At 69.7% G+C, this 16360-nt stretch carries 12 protein-coding genes; 6 read left to right on the top strand and 6 right to left on the bottom strand.

Translation table 11 applies throughout. From position 1 onward, the window contains the following. Positions 1 to 71: 71 nt before the first annotated feature. The 5 genes from IEY88_RS26975 to IEY88_RS26955 form a co-directional block, all read right to left on the bottom strand. The gene (locus IEY88_RS26975) at positions 72 to 893 is read right to left on the bottom strand and encodes an expansin EXLX1 family cellulose-binding protein (protein WP_189157647.1); all 822 of its coding nucleotides are present in this window, start codon (positions 891 to 893) and stop codon (positions 72 to 74) included. Then, positions 890 to 1852 (bottom strand): galactofuranose ABC transporter, permease protein YjfF, encoded by a 963-nt coding sequence (yjfF, locus tag IEY88_RS26970; RefSeq protein ID WP_189157646.1) that lies wholly within the window; start codon positions 1850 to 1852, stop codon positions 890 to 892. Before yjfF ends, IEY88_RS26975 begins: the two co-directional genes overlap by 4 nt. After that, positions 1849 to 2829 carry an ABC transporter permease gene (locus IEY88_RS26965; RefSeq protein WP_189157645.1) on the bottom strand — a complete coding sequence of 327 codons (981 nt, stop codon included), beginning with the start codon at positions 2827 to 2829 and terminating at the stop codon, positions 1849 to 1851. Before IEY88_RS26965 ends, yjfF begins: the two co-directional genes overlap by 4 nt. Continuing rightward, a complete protein-coding gene (locus IEY88_RS26960) occupies positions 2826 to 4361 on the bottom strand; it encodes a sugar ABC transporter ATP-binding protein (protein WP_189157644.1) in 1536 nt (511 codons plus the stop codon). Before IEY88_RS26960 ends, IEY88_RS26965 begins: the two co-directional genes overlap by 4 nt. 146 nt (positions 4362 to 4507) lie before the next feature. Continuing rightward, positions 4508 to 5482 (bottom strand): ABC transporter substrate-binding protein, encoded by a 975-nt coding sequence (locus IEY88_RS26955; RefSeq protein WP_373294196.1) that lies wholly within the window; start codon positions 5480 to 5482, stop codon positions 4508 to 4510. 155 nt (positions 5483 to 5637) lie between these two features. On the opposite strand from IEY88_RS26955, the gene IEY88_RS26950 reads away from it, so the two are divergent. From IEY88_RS26950 to araA, 6 genes are all read left to right on the top strand, one after another. After that, positions 5638 to 8106, top strand: a complete 2469-nt coding sequence (locus IEY88_RS26950; RefSeq protein WP_229693800.1) for an alpha-L-arabinofuranosidase family protein — start codon at positions 5638 to 5640, stop codon at positions 8104 to 8106. Then, positions 8103 to 9539, top strand: coding sequence for a family 43 glycosylhydrolase (locus IEY88_RS26945; RefSeq protein ID WP_189157642.1), 1437 nt, complete (start codon positions 8103 to 8105; stop codon positions 9537 to 9539). The genes IEY88_RS26950 and IEY88_RS26945 overlap by 4 nt, the downstream gene beginning before the upstream one ends. Positions 9540 to 9647: 108 nt before the next feature. Then, positions 9648 to 10634, top strand: a complete 987-nt coding sequence (locus tag IEY88_RS26940; RefSeq protein WP_189157817.1) for a LacI family DNA-binding transcriptional regulator — start codon at positions 9648 to 9650, stop codon at positions 10632 to 10634. A 1006-nt stretch (positions 10635 to 11640) separates the two neighbouring features. Further along, positions 11641 to 13314, top strand: a complete 1674-nt coding sequence (gene araB, locus IEY88_RS26935) for a ribulokinase (protein WP_189157816.1) — start codon at positions 11641 to 11643, stop codon at positions 13312 to 13314. Next, a complete protein-coding gene (locus tag IEY88_RS26930; protein ID WP_189157641.1) occupies positions 13314 to 13967 on the top strand; it encodes an L-ribulose-5-phosphate 4-epimerase in 654 nt (217 codons plus the stop codon). Before araB ends, IEY88_RS26930 begins: the two co-directional genes overlap by 1 nt. Before the next feature lie 17 nt (positions 13968 to 13984). Further along, the gene (gene araA / locus IEY88_RS26925) at positions 13985 to 15487 is read left to right on the top strand and encodes an L-arabinose isomerase (RefSeq protein ID WP_189157640.1); all 1503 of its coding nucleotides are present in this window, start codon (positions 13985 to 13987) and stop codon (positions 15485 to 15487) included. On the opposite strand, the gene IEY88_RS26920 is transcribed toward araA, so the two are convergent. Continuing rightward, complete coding sequence (locus tag IEY88_RS26920) at positions 15457 to 16284, bottom strand: alpha/beta fold hydrolase (protein ID WP_189157639.1); 828 nt, start codon at positions 16282 to 16284, stop codon at positions 15457 to 15459. The genes araA and IEY88_RS26920 overlap by 31 nt on opposite strands. Positions 16285 to 16360: the final 76 nt, after the last annotated feature.

Here is a 16360-nt window from a genome sequence, read left to right as displayed (position 1 = left end):
CCACCGTCGCACCACGCGGTACAAACCTTGCCGCTGAGACCACCGCAGGGCGGCCTGTACCCATCACCGTCTCATTCCCCCGCACGACGGAACTGCAGCGTCGTGGGCTGGACGGTGTCGGGCTTCACCGACAGGGCGTTCACGACCAAGCGTTCGCCGTGGACGTCCGTGATCGCGATCGACCCGCCGCAGCCGGCGCCGTCCTCGGCGAGGAAGTAGTTGTACTCGGCGCGTTTCAGCTGCCGCCACCGTCCGCCCGCCTGCACTTCCAGCCGTGCCACGGGGTTGCGGTGGTCGAGGACCTGGATCCCGCACCAGTACTGGCTGGAGCCGGACTTGTAGCGGATCCCGATGGTCTTCGACGTCTCCGGGCTGATGATCGTCCAGGTGATCGGGATCTCGCCTTTCACAGGCGGTGCGAGCTGCGCGAACGCCTCCGCGCTGAGGTCCAGCTGGCCCGGCCGGCACGGCGCCGGGCACAGGTTCGTGATCCGGACGGTCAGGCTCTTCCCGCCTGCCTCGACCAGCACGAACGCGCCGCACGCCGCCGAGTTCCCGTAGTCCGCCTCGTTCATCGCGGCGGTCAGCGGGTCGGGGCCGGGGTCGTACGAGCACGCGCCGCCGCCGTCGGAGTCGTAGAACGTCGCGACGCCCGTTCGTCGCGCCGCCGCTGGTTTCGGAGCGGCGCTGGAAGTCTGAGGCGCGCTCGTGGTCGTGACCGGCGGTGACGTGGTGGTCGCGGGATGGGCGGCCGTGGTCGTGACTGTGGTCGTGGTGGTCGGGCCCGCCACGGCGGTGCCCGCGACGCCCTGCCGGTCGCGCAGCACCACCACACCGAAGACCGCCACCACCGCCGCGAGCAGGACGAGCAGGAGGGGGCGGGTGCGTCTCACCGCCGAACCATAGTCCTCTGCACCGCGATGAACACCAGCAGCAGCACACCGATCACGATCTTCGTCCACCACGAGCTGAGCGTGCCCTGGAACGAGATCAGCGTCTGGATCGTGCCGAGCACCAGCACTCCGGCCAGCCCGCCGAGCACGTACCCGACACCGCCCGCCAGCAGCGTCCCGCCGATCACGACGGCCGCGATGGCGTCGAGTTCCATGCCGACCGCGTGCAGTCCGTAGCCGGAGAGCATGTAGAGGCTGAACAGCAGTCCGGCCAGCGACGAGCAGAGGCCGCTGATGACGTACACACCGACCTTCACGCGGGTCGTCGGCAGGCCCATCAGCAGCGCGGACGACTCGTTGCCGCCCACCGCGTAGACCGAACGGCCGAAGCGGGTGCGGTGCAGCACGTACATCGCGGCGGCGACGACCAGCAGCGCGATCACGACGTTGTACGTGATCGTGACGCCGCCGGGAAGTTCGATCGCGGCGGTGGCGACGGCGCGGAACGTCTTGTCCTTGATGGACACCGACTCCACGCTGATCAGGAAGCACAGGCCGCGGGCCAGGAACATGCCGGCGAGGGTGACGATGAACGGCTGGATGTCGAACTTGTGGATCACCAGCCCCATCAGCAGCCCGAGCGTCGACCCGGTCAGCAGGACGACGACGATGACGAGCGGAACCGGCCACCCGGCCTTGAGACCCGACGCCGTGATCATCGTGGACAACGCCACGACCGAGCCGACGGACAGGTCGATGCCGCCGCTGAGGATCACGAACGTCATGCCCGCCGCGAGCACGATGAGGAAGGCGTTGTCGATGAACAGGTTCGCGATCACCTGGCCGGACGCGAAGCCGTCGTAGCGCGCCGAACCGACCCCGAACGCGAGGACGAACAGCGCGACGGTCGCCAGCACCGGCAGGAACCGCGTCGGCACCCGAGGGGCGAGAGCGGTCATGAGACGGCCACCTTCCGGAAGCTCAGTGCGGCACGGGCCTTGGGTGCCTGGACCAGGCACACGGCGATGACGACGACGGCCTTGAAGACCAGCGTCACCTCCGGGGCGACGCCGATCGTGTAGACGGTCGTGGTGAGGGTCTGGATGATCAGCGCGCCGATCAGCGTGCCGGTGAGCGAGTACCGCCCGCCCGCGAGCGACGTGCCGCCGATGACGACGGCGAGGATGGCGTCCATCTCGATCCACAACCCGGCGTTGTTCGCGTCGGCCGCGCTGACGTTGGAACTGATCATCAGCCCGGCGATGCCCGCGCACACCGCGGCGAACACGTAGACGGTCCAGATGATGGTCCGTGAGCGCACGCCGGCCAGCCGCGACGCCTCGGGGTTCACACCGACGGCCTCGATCAGCATACCCAGCGCGGTCTTGCGGGTCACGAACGCCACCAGCCCCAGCACGAGCAGGCTGATCAGGATCGAGACCGGCAGCACCACGAACCCGGCGCCGACCTGCCGGTACGCCGTGTTGTTGACCGTGACGATCTGGCCCTCGGTCACGAGCATCGCCACGCCGCGCCCGGCCGTCATCAGCACGAGCGTCGCGATGATGGGCTGGATGCCCATGCCCGCCACCAGGAACCCGTTCCACAGTCCGAGCACCGCGCAGAGCACGAGCGCGATCGCCATGCCTGCCAGTGCGGTACCGGTGCTGTCCGACGTTCCGATGTGGACACACGTCACCGCGCCCGCGATCGCGGCCACCGCGCCGACGGAGAGGTCGATGCCGCGGGTGGCGATCACGAGCGTCATGCCCAGTGCGATCAGGAGGGTCGGCGCGCCGTTCTTCAGCACGTCGACCAGACCGCCGTAGAGGTGGCCGTCCTGGATGCGCAGCGCGAAGAAGGACGGCGTGACGGCGAGGTTCAGCAGCAGGAGCGCGGCCAGTGCCAGCAAGGGCCACAACAGGCGGTTCTTCATGAGACCACTTCCTTGTCCGGCGCCGCGCCGCCCGCGATCAGTTCGACGACCTCGTCCACGCCGGTCGCCGAGCCGTCCAGCTCGGCGATCTTGCGCCGGTCGCGCAGCACCACGATCCGGTCCGCGATGCGCACGACCTCCTCCAGTTCCGCGGAGATGAACAGCACCGCGGTGCCCTCCGCCGCCAGCGTCGTGACGAGCTGCTGGATCTGGGCCTTGGCGCCGATGTCGATGCCGCGGGTCGGTTCGTCGAGGATCAGCAGGCGTGGTTCGGTGACGAGCCAGCGCGCCAGGAGGACCTTCTGCTGGTTGCCGCCCGACAGGGTGCGCACCAGCGCGTCCGGGTTGGCGGGCCTGATGTCCAGTGCCTTCAGGTACTTCTCGACCAGGTGGTCCTTGGTCCGGCGCGGCAGCGGGCGGGTCCAGCCGCGCGCCGCCTGCATCGCGAGCACCAGGTTGTCGCGGATCGAGAGGTCCGCGACCAGGCCCTCGCCCTTGCGGTCCTCCGAGCTGAACGCGATGCCCGCGGCGATCGCCGAGCGGGGGCCGCGCAGGCGCAGCGGTGCGCCGTCCACGAGCAGCCTGCCGGAGTCCGCGCGGTCGGCGCCGAAGAGCAACCGGGCCAGTTCCGTGCGCCCGGAGCCCAGCAGGCCCGCGAGGCCGACGACCTGACCCGCGCGGATCTCGAGGTCGAACGGCTCGATCGCGCCGCGCCTGCCGAGGCCCTCGGCCTGCACCAGCACCGGGCCCTGGGCCGTGCGCTTCTCGGCGGCGTCCTCGATCGCCTCCAGCGTGCCGAGGTCGCGACCGATCATCTGCGAGATGAGCGAGCGCCGGTCCACGTCCGCGGTGAGGTGCTCACCGACGAGCATTCCGTTGCGCAGCACCGTCATCCGGTCGGAGATCTCGTAGACCTGGTCGAGGAAATGCGACACGAACAGGATCGCCACGCCCTCGTCGCGCAGGACCCGCATGATCCGGAACAGTTCGGCGACCTCGCCCGCGTCCAGACTGGACGTCGGCTCGTCGAGGACGAGCACGCGGCAGTCGACCGCGATCGCACGGGCGATGGCGACCAGCTGCTGCACGGCGATCGGGTGTTCGCTGAGGCTCGACGCCGGGTCGATGTGCACGCCGATGCGCGCGAGCACCTCCGCGGCACGGCGCCGCATCGCCGGGAAGTCGATGCCGCCGAGGCGGCGGGGTTCCCGGCCCAGCAGGATGTTCTCCGCGACCGTGAGGTTCGCGCAGAGGTTGACCTCCTGGTAGACCGTGCTGATCCCGGCGTGCTGGGCCTCGCCGGGGGAGGAGAACGCCACGGCCTCGCCCGCCAGCACCGTCTCACCGGCGTCGGGACGGTGCACGCCGGTCAACGTCTTGATGAGGGTGGACTTCCCGGCGCCGTTCTCGCCCATGAGGGCGTGCACTTCACCGGGGAACAGCCGGAAGTCGACGTCCTGCAACGCCTTCACGCCGGGAAACGCGAGGCTGATGCCCCGCATCTCGACGACTGGCGGCGGTGACTCGGTCATGGGCGCTGGCCTTCGTCGCTGGGACCGCGGGGCCCGTCACGCGGATGCGCGCGTGTGACGGGCCCCCCGGGCTTGGGGAGTCGGTGGTCGCGGTCGCGGGCTGGTGCGACCACGACCACCGACAGTCTCTCGTGGAGCGGGCGGACTCAGTACTGGCGCTGCGGGAGCGCGGTCTTCGCCTGCTCCTGCGTGAACGTGCCCTCCTCGGTCACGACCCGCTCCGGCACCTGCTCACCGGCGACGACCTTCTTCGTGAGGTCCATCAGCTGCTTGCCCAGCAACGGGTTGCACTCGACGATGAAGTTGATCTCGCCGTTGGCCAGGGCCTGCATGCCGTCCTTCACCGCGTCCACGGTGATGATCTTGATGTCCTTGCCGGGCACCTTGCCGGCCGCCTTGATGGCCTCGATCGCGCCCAGGCCCATGTCGTCGTTGTGGGCGTACACCACGTCGATCTTCGGCTGGGACTTGAGGAACGCCTCCATGACCTGCTTGCCGCCCGACCTGGTGAAGTCACCGGTCTGCGACGCGACGACCTTGATGTCGGACTTGGAGGCGATCTTCTCCTCGAAGCCCTTCTTGCGGTCGATCGCGGGCGCCGCGCCCGTGGTGCCCTGCAGCTCCACCACGTTCGTCGGGCCGGAGGCGTTGGCCACCAGCCAGTCGCCGGCCTTGCGACCCTCCTCGACGAAGTCCGAACCGAGGAACGTCTTGTAGAGCGACGTGTCGTCGGAGTCGATCGAGCGGTCGGTGAGGATCACCGGGATGTTGGCGCGCTTGGCCTCCTGCAGCACGGTGTCCCAGCCGGTCTCGACGACGGGGCTGAACGCGATCACCGAGACCTTCTGCTGGATGTAGGAGCGGATCGCCTTGATCTGGTTCTCCTGCTTCTGCTGCGCGTCGGAGAACTTGAGCTCGATCCCGGCCGCCTTGGCCTCGTCCTGGATCGACTTGGTGTTGGCGGTGCGCCAGCCACTCTCCGCACCCACCTGGGCGAAGCCCATCGTGATGGTGCCGCTACCGGACGAACCGGTGCCCGCACCGTCTCCTGAACCGCACGCGGTGAGCGCGCTCAGCAGGACCACGCTGGCGACTGTCGTGATCTTCTTCAGCACTGGGATTCCTCCGGGGTGACGACGGTGTCGCGGAGCTCGACCGCGTGTCCGCGGTTGTCAGGTGGACAAGAGTGAACGCTCACAACTTTCGCGTCAAGGTCTTGCTCGTAACGAGTTGGCAGCCCTATGTTAACGCTCACTTCCGAGCTTGGAGGGAACCTGTGCCCCGCAAGCACGTCCTGTTGAGCGCCGCTCTCGCGGCCAGCCTGCTGGTCGCCGTTCCCGGATCCGGGGCGGCCGCCGAAACCGACTACACGCTGAAGATCGACACGGCCGGGAAGGGCCCGTCGATCGACGACTCGATGTACGGCGTGTTCTTCGAGGACATCAACCGCGCCGCCGACGGCGGCCTGTACGCCGAGCTGGTGCAGAACCGCTCGTTCGAGTACGACCCGGCGGACAACGCGAGCTACCACGGCCTCACCTCCTGGGCGCCGCACAGCGGCACCGTGGACGTCGCCGACGACAGCGGCCGCATGAACGAGCGCAACCGCCGCTACCTGAAGCTGGGCCTGCCCGCCGGGGTCATCAACTCCGGCTACAACAGCGGCATCGCCGTGCGGAGCGGCCAGCGCTACGACTTCTCCGTGTGGGCGCGTGCCGATCAGGCCGCGCAGCTCACCGCCACGATCACCGACCCCGCCGGCACCGCCCTGGGTGACCCGGTCGAGGTCCAGGTCCGCGGCGACGGCTGGACCCGGTACAGCGGCACGATCCGCGCGAAGAGCTCCACCACGACGGGCAGGCTCCTGGTGACCGGCGGCGGCACCGGCACCCTGCGCCTCGACATGATCTCGTTGCTGCCGCAGGACACCTTCAAGGGCCACGGCCTGCGCCGAGACCTCGCCGAGAAGATCGCCGCGCTGAAGCCCGGCTTCGTCCGCTTCCCCGGCGGCTGTCTGGTCAACACCGGCAGCCACTACGGCTACGACGCGCCGAACTTCGAGCGCCGCCGCTCGTACCAGTGGAAGGACACCATCGGCCCGGTCGAGCAGCGCGCGACGAACTGGAACTTCTGGGGCTACAACCAGTCCTACGGTCTCGGCTACTACGAGTACTTCCAGTTCTCCGAGGACGTCGGCGCCATGCCGCTGCCCGTCGTGCCGGCGCTCGTCACCGGCTGCGGGCAGAACCGCGCCACCGACGACCCCGCGCTGTTGCAGCGGCACATCCAGGACACGCTGGACCTGATCGAGTTCGCGAACGGTCCCGCCGACTCGGTCTGGGGCCGCAAGCGCGCCGAGATGGGGCACCCCAAGCCGTTCAAGCTCACCCACCTCGCGGTCGGCAACGAGGAGAACCTGCCCGACGAGTTCATGGCGCGCTTCACGAAGTTCCGCGACGCCATCAACGCGAAGTACCCGGCCATCACCGTCGTCAGCAACTCCGGCCCCGACGACACCGGCGGCACGTTCGACCGCCTGTGGCAGCTGAACAAGCAGGCCGGCGTGAAAATGATCGACGAGCACTACTACAACAGCCCGAGATGGTTCCTGGAGAACAACAACCGCTACGACTCCTACGACCGCAACGGTCCCAAGGTGTTCCTCGGCGAGTACGCCTCCCAGGACAACAAGTTCTCCAACGCGCTGAGCGAAGCGGCGTTCATGACCGGGCTCGAACGCAACGCCGACGTCGTGAAGCTCGCCTCCTACGCGCCGCTGCTGGCCAACGAGGACTACGTCCAGTGGCGCCCGGACATGATCTGGTTCAACAACCACGCGTCGTGGGGCTCGGCGAGCTACGAGGTGCAGAAGCTCTTCATGAACAACGTGGGCGACCACGTCGTGCCGAGCACCGCGTCCGCCACGCCGTCCACCCAGGCGCCCATCACGGGGGCGATCGGCCTCTCGACCTGGGCCACGGCCGCCAGCTACGACGATGTGAACGTGACCAACGCGTCCGGGCAGTCGCTGTTCAGCGACGACTTCTCCGGGACCGACGCCCGGTGGACGAAGTCCGGCCGTGGCGCGTGGAACGTCGTGAACGGCGCCTACGTCCAGTCCGACGCGGCCGCCGAGGACACGCTCGTCACGGCGGGGGACAAGACCTGGCGCGACTACACGCTGAACCTAAAGGCCACGAAGCAGTCCGGTCGTGAGGGCTTCCTCGTCGCGTTCGGCGTGCAGGACACCGGCAACTACTACTGGTGGAACCTCGGCGGCTGGAACAACACCCAGTCCGCGGTCGAGAAGGCCGTCGGCGGCGGCAAGAGCGTGCTCGTCAGCAACAACACCCGCATCGACACCGGCCGCACGTACGACGTGCGCGTCGAGGTCCGCGGCCGGCACGTCACGCTGTTCCTCGACGGCCAGAAGTGGGGCGAGTTCACCGACGACAAGCTGGCCGAGCCGTTCCGCCAGGTCGTCACGCGCGACCTCGCCACCGGTGAGCTGATCGTCAAGGTGGTCAACGCCCAGGACAACGCGGCACGCACGCGCGTCGACCTCGGCGTCCCGGTGTCCTCGACGGCGCGGGCGACCGTGCTGGAGGCCCGTCCCGACGACGTGAACACCGAGTTCGCCCAGCCCGTCCGCTCGCGCGCCGAGCAGGTCAAGGTCGCGAGCAGCTTCACCCACACGTTCCCGCCCCACTCCGTCACGTTCCTCCGGATCAGGAGCCGCTCGTGATCACCCGACGATCTCTGCTGGCCACGGGTGGTGTGCTCGCCGCGACCGGCGCGCTCACCTCCGCCACGCCCACCGCCACCGCCGCCGAACCCGTCGCGGAGGTGCCGACCGGCAACCCCCTCGTCGAGCAGCGCGCCGACCCGTTCATCACGCCGCCGACCGCCGGCATGTACTACCTGACCGGGTCCGTGCCCGAGTACGACCGGGTCGTCATCCGGGGCGCGTCCACTCTGGACGGTCTGACCGCCGCCCGTGAGCGCACCATCTGGCGGCGGCCCGCGTCGGGGAAGATGGGCGGGTACATCTGGGCGCCGGAACTGCACCGCATCGACGGCAAGTGGTACGTCTACTTCGCCGCGGGCGACAAGGACGAACCGTTCCGCATCCGCACCTACGTGCTGGAGTCGCCGAACGCCGACCCGCGCGAGGGCGGCTGGGTGCTGCGCGGGCAGATGGTGACGGCTTGGGACACGTTCACACTCGACGCGACCACTTTCGCGCACCGCGGCAAGCGCTACTTCCTGTGGGCGCAGAGCGAGCCCGGCATCGCCACCAACTCGAACCTCTACATCGCCGAGATGGCCTCACCGCTCGCGTTGAAGAGCGCGCCGGTGCGGATCGCGACGCCGACGCTGCCGTGGGAGGTGCAGGGCTTCAAGGTGAACGAGGGGCCGGCGGTGCTGATCCGCAACGGCCGCGTGTTCGTGACGTACTCGGCGAGCGCCACCGACGCCCGCTACTGCATGGGCCTGCTCACCGCCGATGAGAACGCGAACCTGCTGGACGCTCGGTCGTGGACGAAGTCGCCCTCGCCGGTGTTCACGACCAACGCCGCGACCTCGCAGTACGGGCCGGGGCACAACTCGTTCACCACGGTGGGGTCGGCCGACGTGCTCGTCTACCACGCGCGCGACTACCGCGACATCACCGGCGATCCGCTGTTCGACCCGAACCGGCACACCCGCGTCCAGCGGCTGCACTGGAACGCGGACGGCACCCCGTCGTTCGGCGTCCCGGTCGGCCGTGGCGGGCCGATCGTCCGGCTGTCGCCTTTGGACGCGCCGTCGCTGGTGGTGCGGCACTACGAGTACCGGCTGCGGGTCGACGGCAACGTCCGCGACGTCGCCGACTCGCAGTTCCGGTTCGTACCGGGATTTCTGGGTTCCGGCACGGTCGCGCTGCAGTCCGTGAACTTCCCCGACCGCTACGTGCGGGTGGACGGGGACCAGGTCCGCATCGACCCGTTCGAGGACACCGACGCGTACGGCCGTGCGGCGAGCTTCGTTCGTATACCAGGACTCTCGGACCGCACCGCGGTATCGCTGCGTGCCGGCGCGGACACATATCTCGCACATGACACCGGTCGTCTCGTGTTGTCCAGACCAAATAACAACCGCGACGCGCGCAGACGTGCCACATTCCGCCTGCAATGAGTGGACAATGAGCACTGCATCGATGCCGGCCTGGTGTTATCGCTAACATCACCGGCGCAGATCAAGGATCGGAGACCGCCAGTGGAGAAGACCTCGCGTGACCCCGCGATGACCGATGTCGCTCGACTCGCCGGGGTGTCGCACCAGACGGTCTCGCGTGTGCTCAACAACCACCCGAACGTCCGTGAGCAGACCAGGTTGCGCGTGCAGGCCGCCATCAAGGAGCTCGACTACCGCCCCAACCGGGCGGCCCGCGCGCTGGTCACCGGCAAGACGCAGCTCATCGGCGTCGTGGCGCAGAACTCGACCCTGTACGGCCCGGCCTCGCTCCTGTCCGCCTTCGAGGAGGCGGCGGGAGAGGCCGGGTTCGCGGTCAGCGTCGGCAGGGTCAAGGTGCTCGACCGCGACTCGATCGCCGCGGCCGTGGAACGCCACCGCGACCAGCGGGTGGCGGGCATCGTGGTGATCGCCCCGAACTCGTCCGCGGCCGACGCACTGGCCGACGTCCCGGCCGGCGTCCCGCTAGTGACCGTGGACGGCGACCCGGACCGCCCGACCCCGCTGGTCACCGTCGACCAGGGAACCGGAGCGTTCGAGGCCACGAAACACCTGATGGACGCGGGCCACGAAACCGTCTGGCACGTCTCGGGCCCCGCCGACTGGTTCGACGCGGCGGGCAGGGTGCAGGGCTGGCGCGCGGCCCTCGACGCGTGCGGCGCCGAGGTCCCGCCGGTGGTGGCGGCCGACTGGAGTGCCGCCTCCGGCTACCGGGCAGGACAGATGCTGGCCAGGATGCCCGAGGTCACGGCGGTGTTCTGCTCCAACGACCACCTCGCCCTCGGCGTGCTGCGGGCGATGAGCGAACGAGGCCGCAAGGTGCCGCACGACGTGAGTGTCGTCGGCTTCGACGACGTGCCGGAAGCGGCCTATTTCATCCCGCCACTCACGACCGTGCGCCCGGACTTCGCCGCCGTGGCACACGAGACGCTCGGCCTGCTGCTCGAGCAGATCAGCGACGGCGAGACGGCCCGGCCGCGCCGGCACGTGGCACCGAAGCTGGTGAAGCGGGAGAGCGTGGCGCCACCGCCCCGCTAGAGGAGCGTTCGGGGCCGTCCTCGCCGCGCCTGCGGGTGGTGCGGCGTGGCCTCGCCCCGAGGTGGCCCTGCGCTTGCGGGTGGTGCGGCGTGACGCGGCTCAACGAAGCGAGCGGCGCGGACGGCGGGACTTCGCCGCCATGCCGGCCATGCGGAAGTGCGGCGTGCGGGGGAGGGCTCGCCTGTCGCTGACGGGAGAGGCTCTCGGCCGCGACCCAGCGCGTGGGGCAGGTGGCACGCAGTCGCCCGCTGCCGCCGGTGGCCCACCCTTGCGGTGACCCGGCGAGTCCAGGCAAGCGGCGTCCCAGCGCACCGCCCGGATTCGTTGAACGCGGGCTTTCGACACCCCTGCCGGAGCTCGACGAGCGCGGGCTCCGGGTGCGCTCGCCCGGACTTCGATGAGCGCGAGCTCCCGCGCACCACTTCCGGACCTCCGCGAGTGCACGCTTCCGACGCACCCCGCCTGCGGCTCGGCGGCCGCAGCGCGGTTCCCCGGCGCACCCCGCCTGCGCTTCGGCGGCCGCAGCGCGGTTCCCCGGCGCATCCCGGCCCCAGCCTCGGCGGGGATTGTAGGCGGGTCCCAGGCACGGCACTCCTCCGCTCGCACTCGGTTTCGACCTCGCCGACGGTCTCGGCCATGCGTGGCGCTGCCCGCACCCGTCCCCGACCTCGCCGACGGTCTCGGCCATGCGTGGCGCTGCCCGCACCCCGTCCCCGACCTCGGAAGCCTCCTCGGACGCGCTGCCCGCACCCGTCCCGCACCTCGGCGGCGGTCCCAGGCGTGCGTGTTCGCACGGGCCCACACCCCACCTCCGACCTCGGCCGTCACCCCACCCCCACACGGCCAGCCCCGCCCCACCGCGCGCCCCATCCGAGCCGGTCCCGGCGCCGTCGCGTTGTCGTGCGCTCACCTCCCACCCATTTCCCCCACTCGCAGGGAAATCACGATGTATCAGGCACATCTTGACTCCCTGATTGTTAGCGATAACACTCAGCTGGTGACTGACATGACGATCGACCGCGACGCGTGCGTGGTGGGTGTCGACTTCGGCACGCTGTCCGGCCGCGCCGTGGTCGTGCGCGTCCGCGACGGCGCCGAGCTCGGCACCGCTGTGCACGACTACCGCCACGGAGTGGTGGACCAGGTCTTGCCCGCCACCGGCCGGCCGTTGCCGCCGGAGTGGGCACTGCAGGTCCCGGCCGACTACCTCGACGTCCTGCGCACCGCCGTCCCGCAGGCCGTCGAGGCGGCCGGGATCTCCGCGGACCAGGTGATCGGCATCGGGACCGACTTCACCGCCTGCACGATGGTGCCGGTCACCGGGGACGGCACGCCGTTGTGCGATCTGCCGGAGTTCGCGGAGAACCCGCACGCCTACATCAAGCTGTGGCGTCACCACGCCGCCCAGCCGCAGGCCGACCGGATCAACGAGCTGGCCCGTCAGCGCAAGGAGCCCTGGCTCGCGCGCTACGGCGGACTCATCTCCTCGGAGTGGGAGTTCGCCAAGGGGCTGCAGGTGCTCGAAGAGGCGCCCGAGGTCTACGCGGCCATGGAGCACTGGGTCGAGGCCGCGGACTGGATCGTCTGGCAGCTCACCGGCACCTACACGCGCAACGCCTGCACGGCCGGGTACAAGGGCATCCACCAGGACGGTGCTTACCCGGGCGAGGAGTTCCTGAAGAGCCTCAACCCCGAGTTCGCGGGCTTCGTCGCGGACAAGCTCGACCACCCGCTGTCCGCGCTGGGCGACAAGGCGGGCACGCTCACAACTCAAGCAGCGGAATGGACCGGCCTCAAGCAGGGCATCGCGGTGTCGGTCGGCAACGTCGACGCCCACGTCACCGCGCCCGCCGCGCAGGCCGTCGGGCCCGGCCAGATGGTCGCGATCATGGGCACCTCCACCTGCCACGTGATGAGCGGCGAGGAGCTGCACGAGGTCCCGGGCATGTGCGGCGTCGTCGACGGCGGCATCGTGCCGGGGCTGTGGGGGTACGAGGCCGGGCAGAGCGGCGTCGGGGACATCTTCGCGTGGTTCCTGCGCAACCAGGTGCCGCCGAGCTACCACGAGGAGGCCGCCGAACGCGGCATCAGCGTGCACGAGCTGCTCTCGGAACTGGCCGCACGGCAGGAGGTCGGCGAGCACGGGCTCGTCGCGCTCGACTGGCACAGCGGCAACAGGTCCGTGCTGGTCGACCACGAACTGTCCGGTGTGGTCGTCGGCCAGACGCTCGCCACGAAGGCCGAGGACGTCTACCGCGCCCTGCTCGAGGCCACGGCGTTCGGCACGCGCGTCATCGTCGACACCTTCACCGACTCCGGCGTCCCGGTCACGGAGCTCGTGATCGCCGGCGGGCTCACCAAGAACACGCTGCTGATGCAGATCTACGCCGACGTCGTGAACCTGCCGCTGTCGGTGATCGGCTCGGCGCAGGGGCCTGCCCTCGGCTCCGCGATGCACGCCGCCGTGGCCGCGGGCGCGCACAAAGACATCCGCGAGGCCGCCGCCGCGATGGGATCCGTACGGCGCAACGTCTTCACGCCCGTGCAGAAGAACGTCGAGGCGTACGAACGGCTCTTCCTCGACTACCAGGAGCTGCACGACTACTTCGGCCGCGGTGCCAACGATGTCATGCACCGGCTGCGCGAGTACCGCCGCGCCGCTCTGGAGGGGAAGAGCTGATGTCTCCCACCGCAGAGCTGCGCCGCACGGTCGCCGACCTGCACCGCGAGCTGACCCGCTACGAGCTGGTGAGCTGGACGGCAGGAAACGTGTCGGCCCGCGTGCCCGGCCACGAGCTGATGGTGATCAAGCCGTCCGGTGTGTCCTACGACGAGCTCGGTCCGCACGCGATGGTCGTGACCGACCTGCACGGCAACCTGAAGGAAGGCGAGCTGGCGCCGTCGAGCGACACGGCGGCGCACGCGTACGTCTACCGGCACATGCCCGACGTCGGCGGTGTCGTGCACACGCATTCTCCTTACGCCACAGCGTGGGCCGCGCGCGGGGAGCCCATCCCGTGCGTGCTGACGATGATCGCGGACGAGTTCGGCGGCGACGTGCCGGTCGGGCCGTTCGCGCTGATCGGCGACGACTCGATCGGCAAGGGCATCGTCGACACCCTGCGCACCAGCAGGTCCAAGGCCGTGCTGATGCGCAACCACGGCCCGTTCACCGTCGGCGCGACCGCGAAGGCGGCCGTGAAGGCCGCGGTGCTGCTGGAGGACGTCGCCCGCACCGTCCACTTCGCACTCCAGCTCGGCAAGCCCGACGTGATCGACAAGCGGGACGTCGACAAGCTCTACGAGCGCTACCAGAACGTTTACGGCCAGTGAGCCCAGAAGGAGAGCACATGGCGGACAAGCCCCAGATCTGGTTCCTCACCGGCAGCCAGCACCTCTACGGCCCCGAGACGCTCGACCAGGTCGCGGCGCAGTCCCAGCAGATCCAGCGGATGCTCGCCGACTCCCGCCGGATCAGCGCGGAGATCGTGTGGAAGCCGGTCCTGACGGACTCCGGCGCCATTCGCAAGGTCATGCAGGAGGCGAACAACGACCCGTCGTGCGTCGGCGTGATCGCGTGGATGCACACGTTCTCCCCGGCGAAGATGTGGATCACCGGGCTGGACCTGCTGCGCAAACCGCTGCTGCACCTGCACACCCAGCTCAACGAGGCGCTGCCGTGGTCCACGATCGACATGGACTTCATGAACCTCAACCAGGCCGCGCACGGCGACCGCGAGTTCGCCTACGTGCAGACGCGGATCGGGGTGGCGCGCAAGACGGTCGCGGGGCACGCGAGTGATCCCGTGGTGGCGGACCGGATCGACGGCTGGGCCCGCGCCGCCACCGGCGTGGCCCACCTGCGCGGGCTGAAGCTGGCCCGCTTCGGCGACAACATGCGCGACGTCGCCGTGACCGAGGGCGACAAGGTCGAGGCGGAGCTGCGGTTCGGCGTCTCGGTCAACACCTACGGCGTCAACGACCTCGTCGCCGTGGTCGACGCGGTGCCCGACGCCCGCATCGACCTCCTGGTGGCCGACTACGCCGAGGCCTACCGGCTGAGCCCGGAACTGGCGCGCGGGGGAGAGCGGCACGACTCGCTGCGCTACGCCGCCCGCATCGAGATCGGCCTGAGGTCGTTCCTGGACGACGGCGGGTTCGGCGCGTTCACGACGAACTTCCAGGACCTGGGCGGGTTGCGGCAGCTGCCGGGTCTCGCCGTGCAGCGGCTGATGGCGGACGGCTACGGCTTCGGCGGCGAGGGCGACTGGAAGACCTCGGCGTTGCTGGCCGCGGTGAAGGCCATGGGCACCGGCACCGGCCGCGGCACGTCGTTCATGGAGGACTACACCTACCACTTCGGACCGGGTGAACCGAAGATCCTCGGGGCGCACATGCTCGAGGTGTGCCCGACGATCGCCTCCGCCCAGCCGTCGTGCGAGATCCACCCGCTGGGCATCGGGGACCGGGAGGACCCGGTGCGGCTGGTGTTCGACGCCGCCTCCGGTCCCGCCGTCGTGGTGGGCCTGGCCGACATGGGCGACCGGTTCCGGTTGGTGGCCAACGAGGTCACGGTCGTGGAGCCGGACGAGCCGCTGCCGAAGCTGCCGGTCGCACGGGCCGTGTGGAAGCCGGAGCCGTCGCTTTCGACGTCAGCGGAGTGCTGGCTCACCGCGGGCGGACCGCACCACACGGTGATGACGCAGGCCGTCGGAGCCGAGGTGCTGCGGGACTTCGCGCAGATGGCCGCCACGGAGCTCGTGCTGATCGACTCCGCGACGACCCCGGCCTCCTTCGGTGACCGGCTGCGCTGGAACTCCGCCTACCACCGCCTGGCGCTGGGAATCAACTGACGGGCGTGGAACTCGGCGATCTGCCGCCACATCGCGACGGGGTTGGAGTACATGGGGAGTTGCCCGCTGTGCGGGATCTCCGCCAGCTCCACCCCGTTCGCGTCGAGCAGGGGCAGGTAGGACAGGCCCGCGCACTGCTCGCCGTAGAGGTACATCTTCGGGCAGGGCAGTGACAGGAACCCCTGCAGCAGGTTCTCGTGGTCGGCGAGCTCGACCATGGAACGGAACAGAGGGGGCATGGCGCCGCGGCGGACCTTGGAGGGAAGGTTCGCCGCGTAGAGCCCGCCTCCGTAGCAGGGGGTCTCGCGGCTGCGCTCGGCCAGCGCGAACACGTACGCGGCGGGGTCGCGGTGGCGCAACGCCTCCCGGCTCAGCACGCAGTCCTCGGGCGCGAGGACTCCCTTGATGTTCACGAAGCTCAGCAGCCGGCCCGGATCCCTGCGGGCCAGCAGGAGCACCGTGAGCGCGCCGGTGAGGTGCCCGACGGCGTGGAACCGTCCGATGCCCGCGTGGTCGAGCACCTCGTGCAGGGCGTCCGCGAGGAACGGCAGGTCCACCGCGGCGAGGTCGGCGCACTCCGTGGCACCCGCACCCGGCGCGTCGTAGGCGAGGAACGACCTCCCGGCGAAGTCGTGCCGCTGCAGGACGTCGAGGTAGTCCTCCTTGCTCGTGCCGAACCCGTGCAGGAAGACGACGGGGGCGTCGACGCCCTCCCTGCGCACCGACGCGACCCTGAGGTTCACTCCCCGAACTCGCAACGGGATCTGCTCGTGCACGACTCTGTCTGCTGAAGGCATGGCTGTTCCCTGGTTCTTCGCAGGTGCGGTACTGCGGAATGGATCGTGAGCATGCCAAAAGCTGTGAACGCTCACA

The sequence above is a fragment of the Lentzea pudingi genome (genome assembly GCF_014646255.1).
In the GTDB taxonomy this organism is placed as follows: Bacteria; Actinomycetota; Actinomycetes; order Mycobacteriales; family Pseudonocardiaceae; genus Lentzea; species Lentzea pudingi.
The sequence above is the reverse complement of the archived record's forward strand: the minus strand, read 5'-3'. Positions and strand labels throughout refer to the sequence as shown.

Bases quoted from the DNA above. Each gene is read 5' to 3' on its own strand.
- yjfF (WP_189157646.1), bottom strand. From the start codon at position 1,852: ATGACCGCTCTCGCCCCTCGGGTGCCGACGCGGTTCCTGCCGGTGCTG.
- IEY88_RS26960 (WP_189157644.1), bottom strand. From the start codon at position 4,361: ATGACCGAGTCACCGCCGCCAGTCGTCGAGATGCGGGGCATCAGCCTC.
- IEY88_RS26940 (WP_189157817.1), top strand. From the start codon at position 9,648: ATGACCGATGTCGCTCGACTCGCCGGGGTGTCGCACCAGACGGTCTCG.
- araA (WP_189157640.1), top strand. From the start codon at position 13,985: ATGGCGGACAAGCCCCAGATCTGGTTCCTCACCGGCAGCCAGCACCTC.
- IEY88_RS26920 (WP_189157639.1), bottom strand. From the start codon at position 16,284: ATGCCTTCAGCAGACAGAGTCGTGCACGAGCAGATCCCGTTGCGAGTT.
- araB (WP_189157816.1), top strand. From the start codon at position 11,641: ATGACGATCGACCGCGACGCGTGCGTGGTGGGTGTCGACTTCGGCACG.
- IEY88_RS26930 (WP_189157641.1), top strand. From the start codon at position 13,314: ATGTCTCCCACCGCAGAGCTGCGCCGCACGGTCGCCGACCTGCACCGC.
- IEY88_RS26965 (WP_189157645.1), bottom strand. From the start codon at position 2,829: ATGAAGAACCGCCTGTTGTGGCCCTTGCTGGCACTGGCCGCGCTCCTG.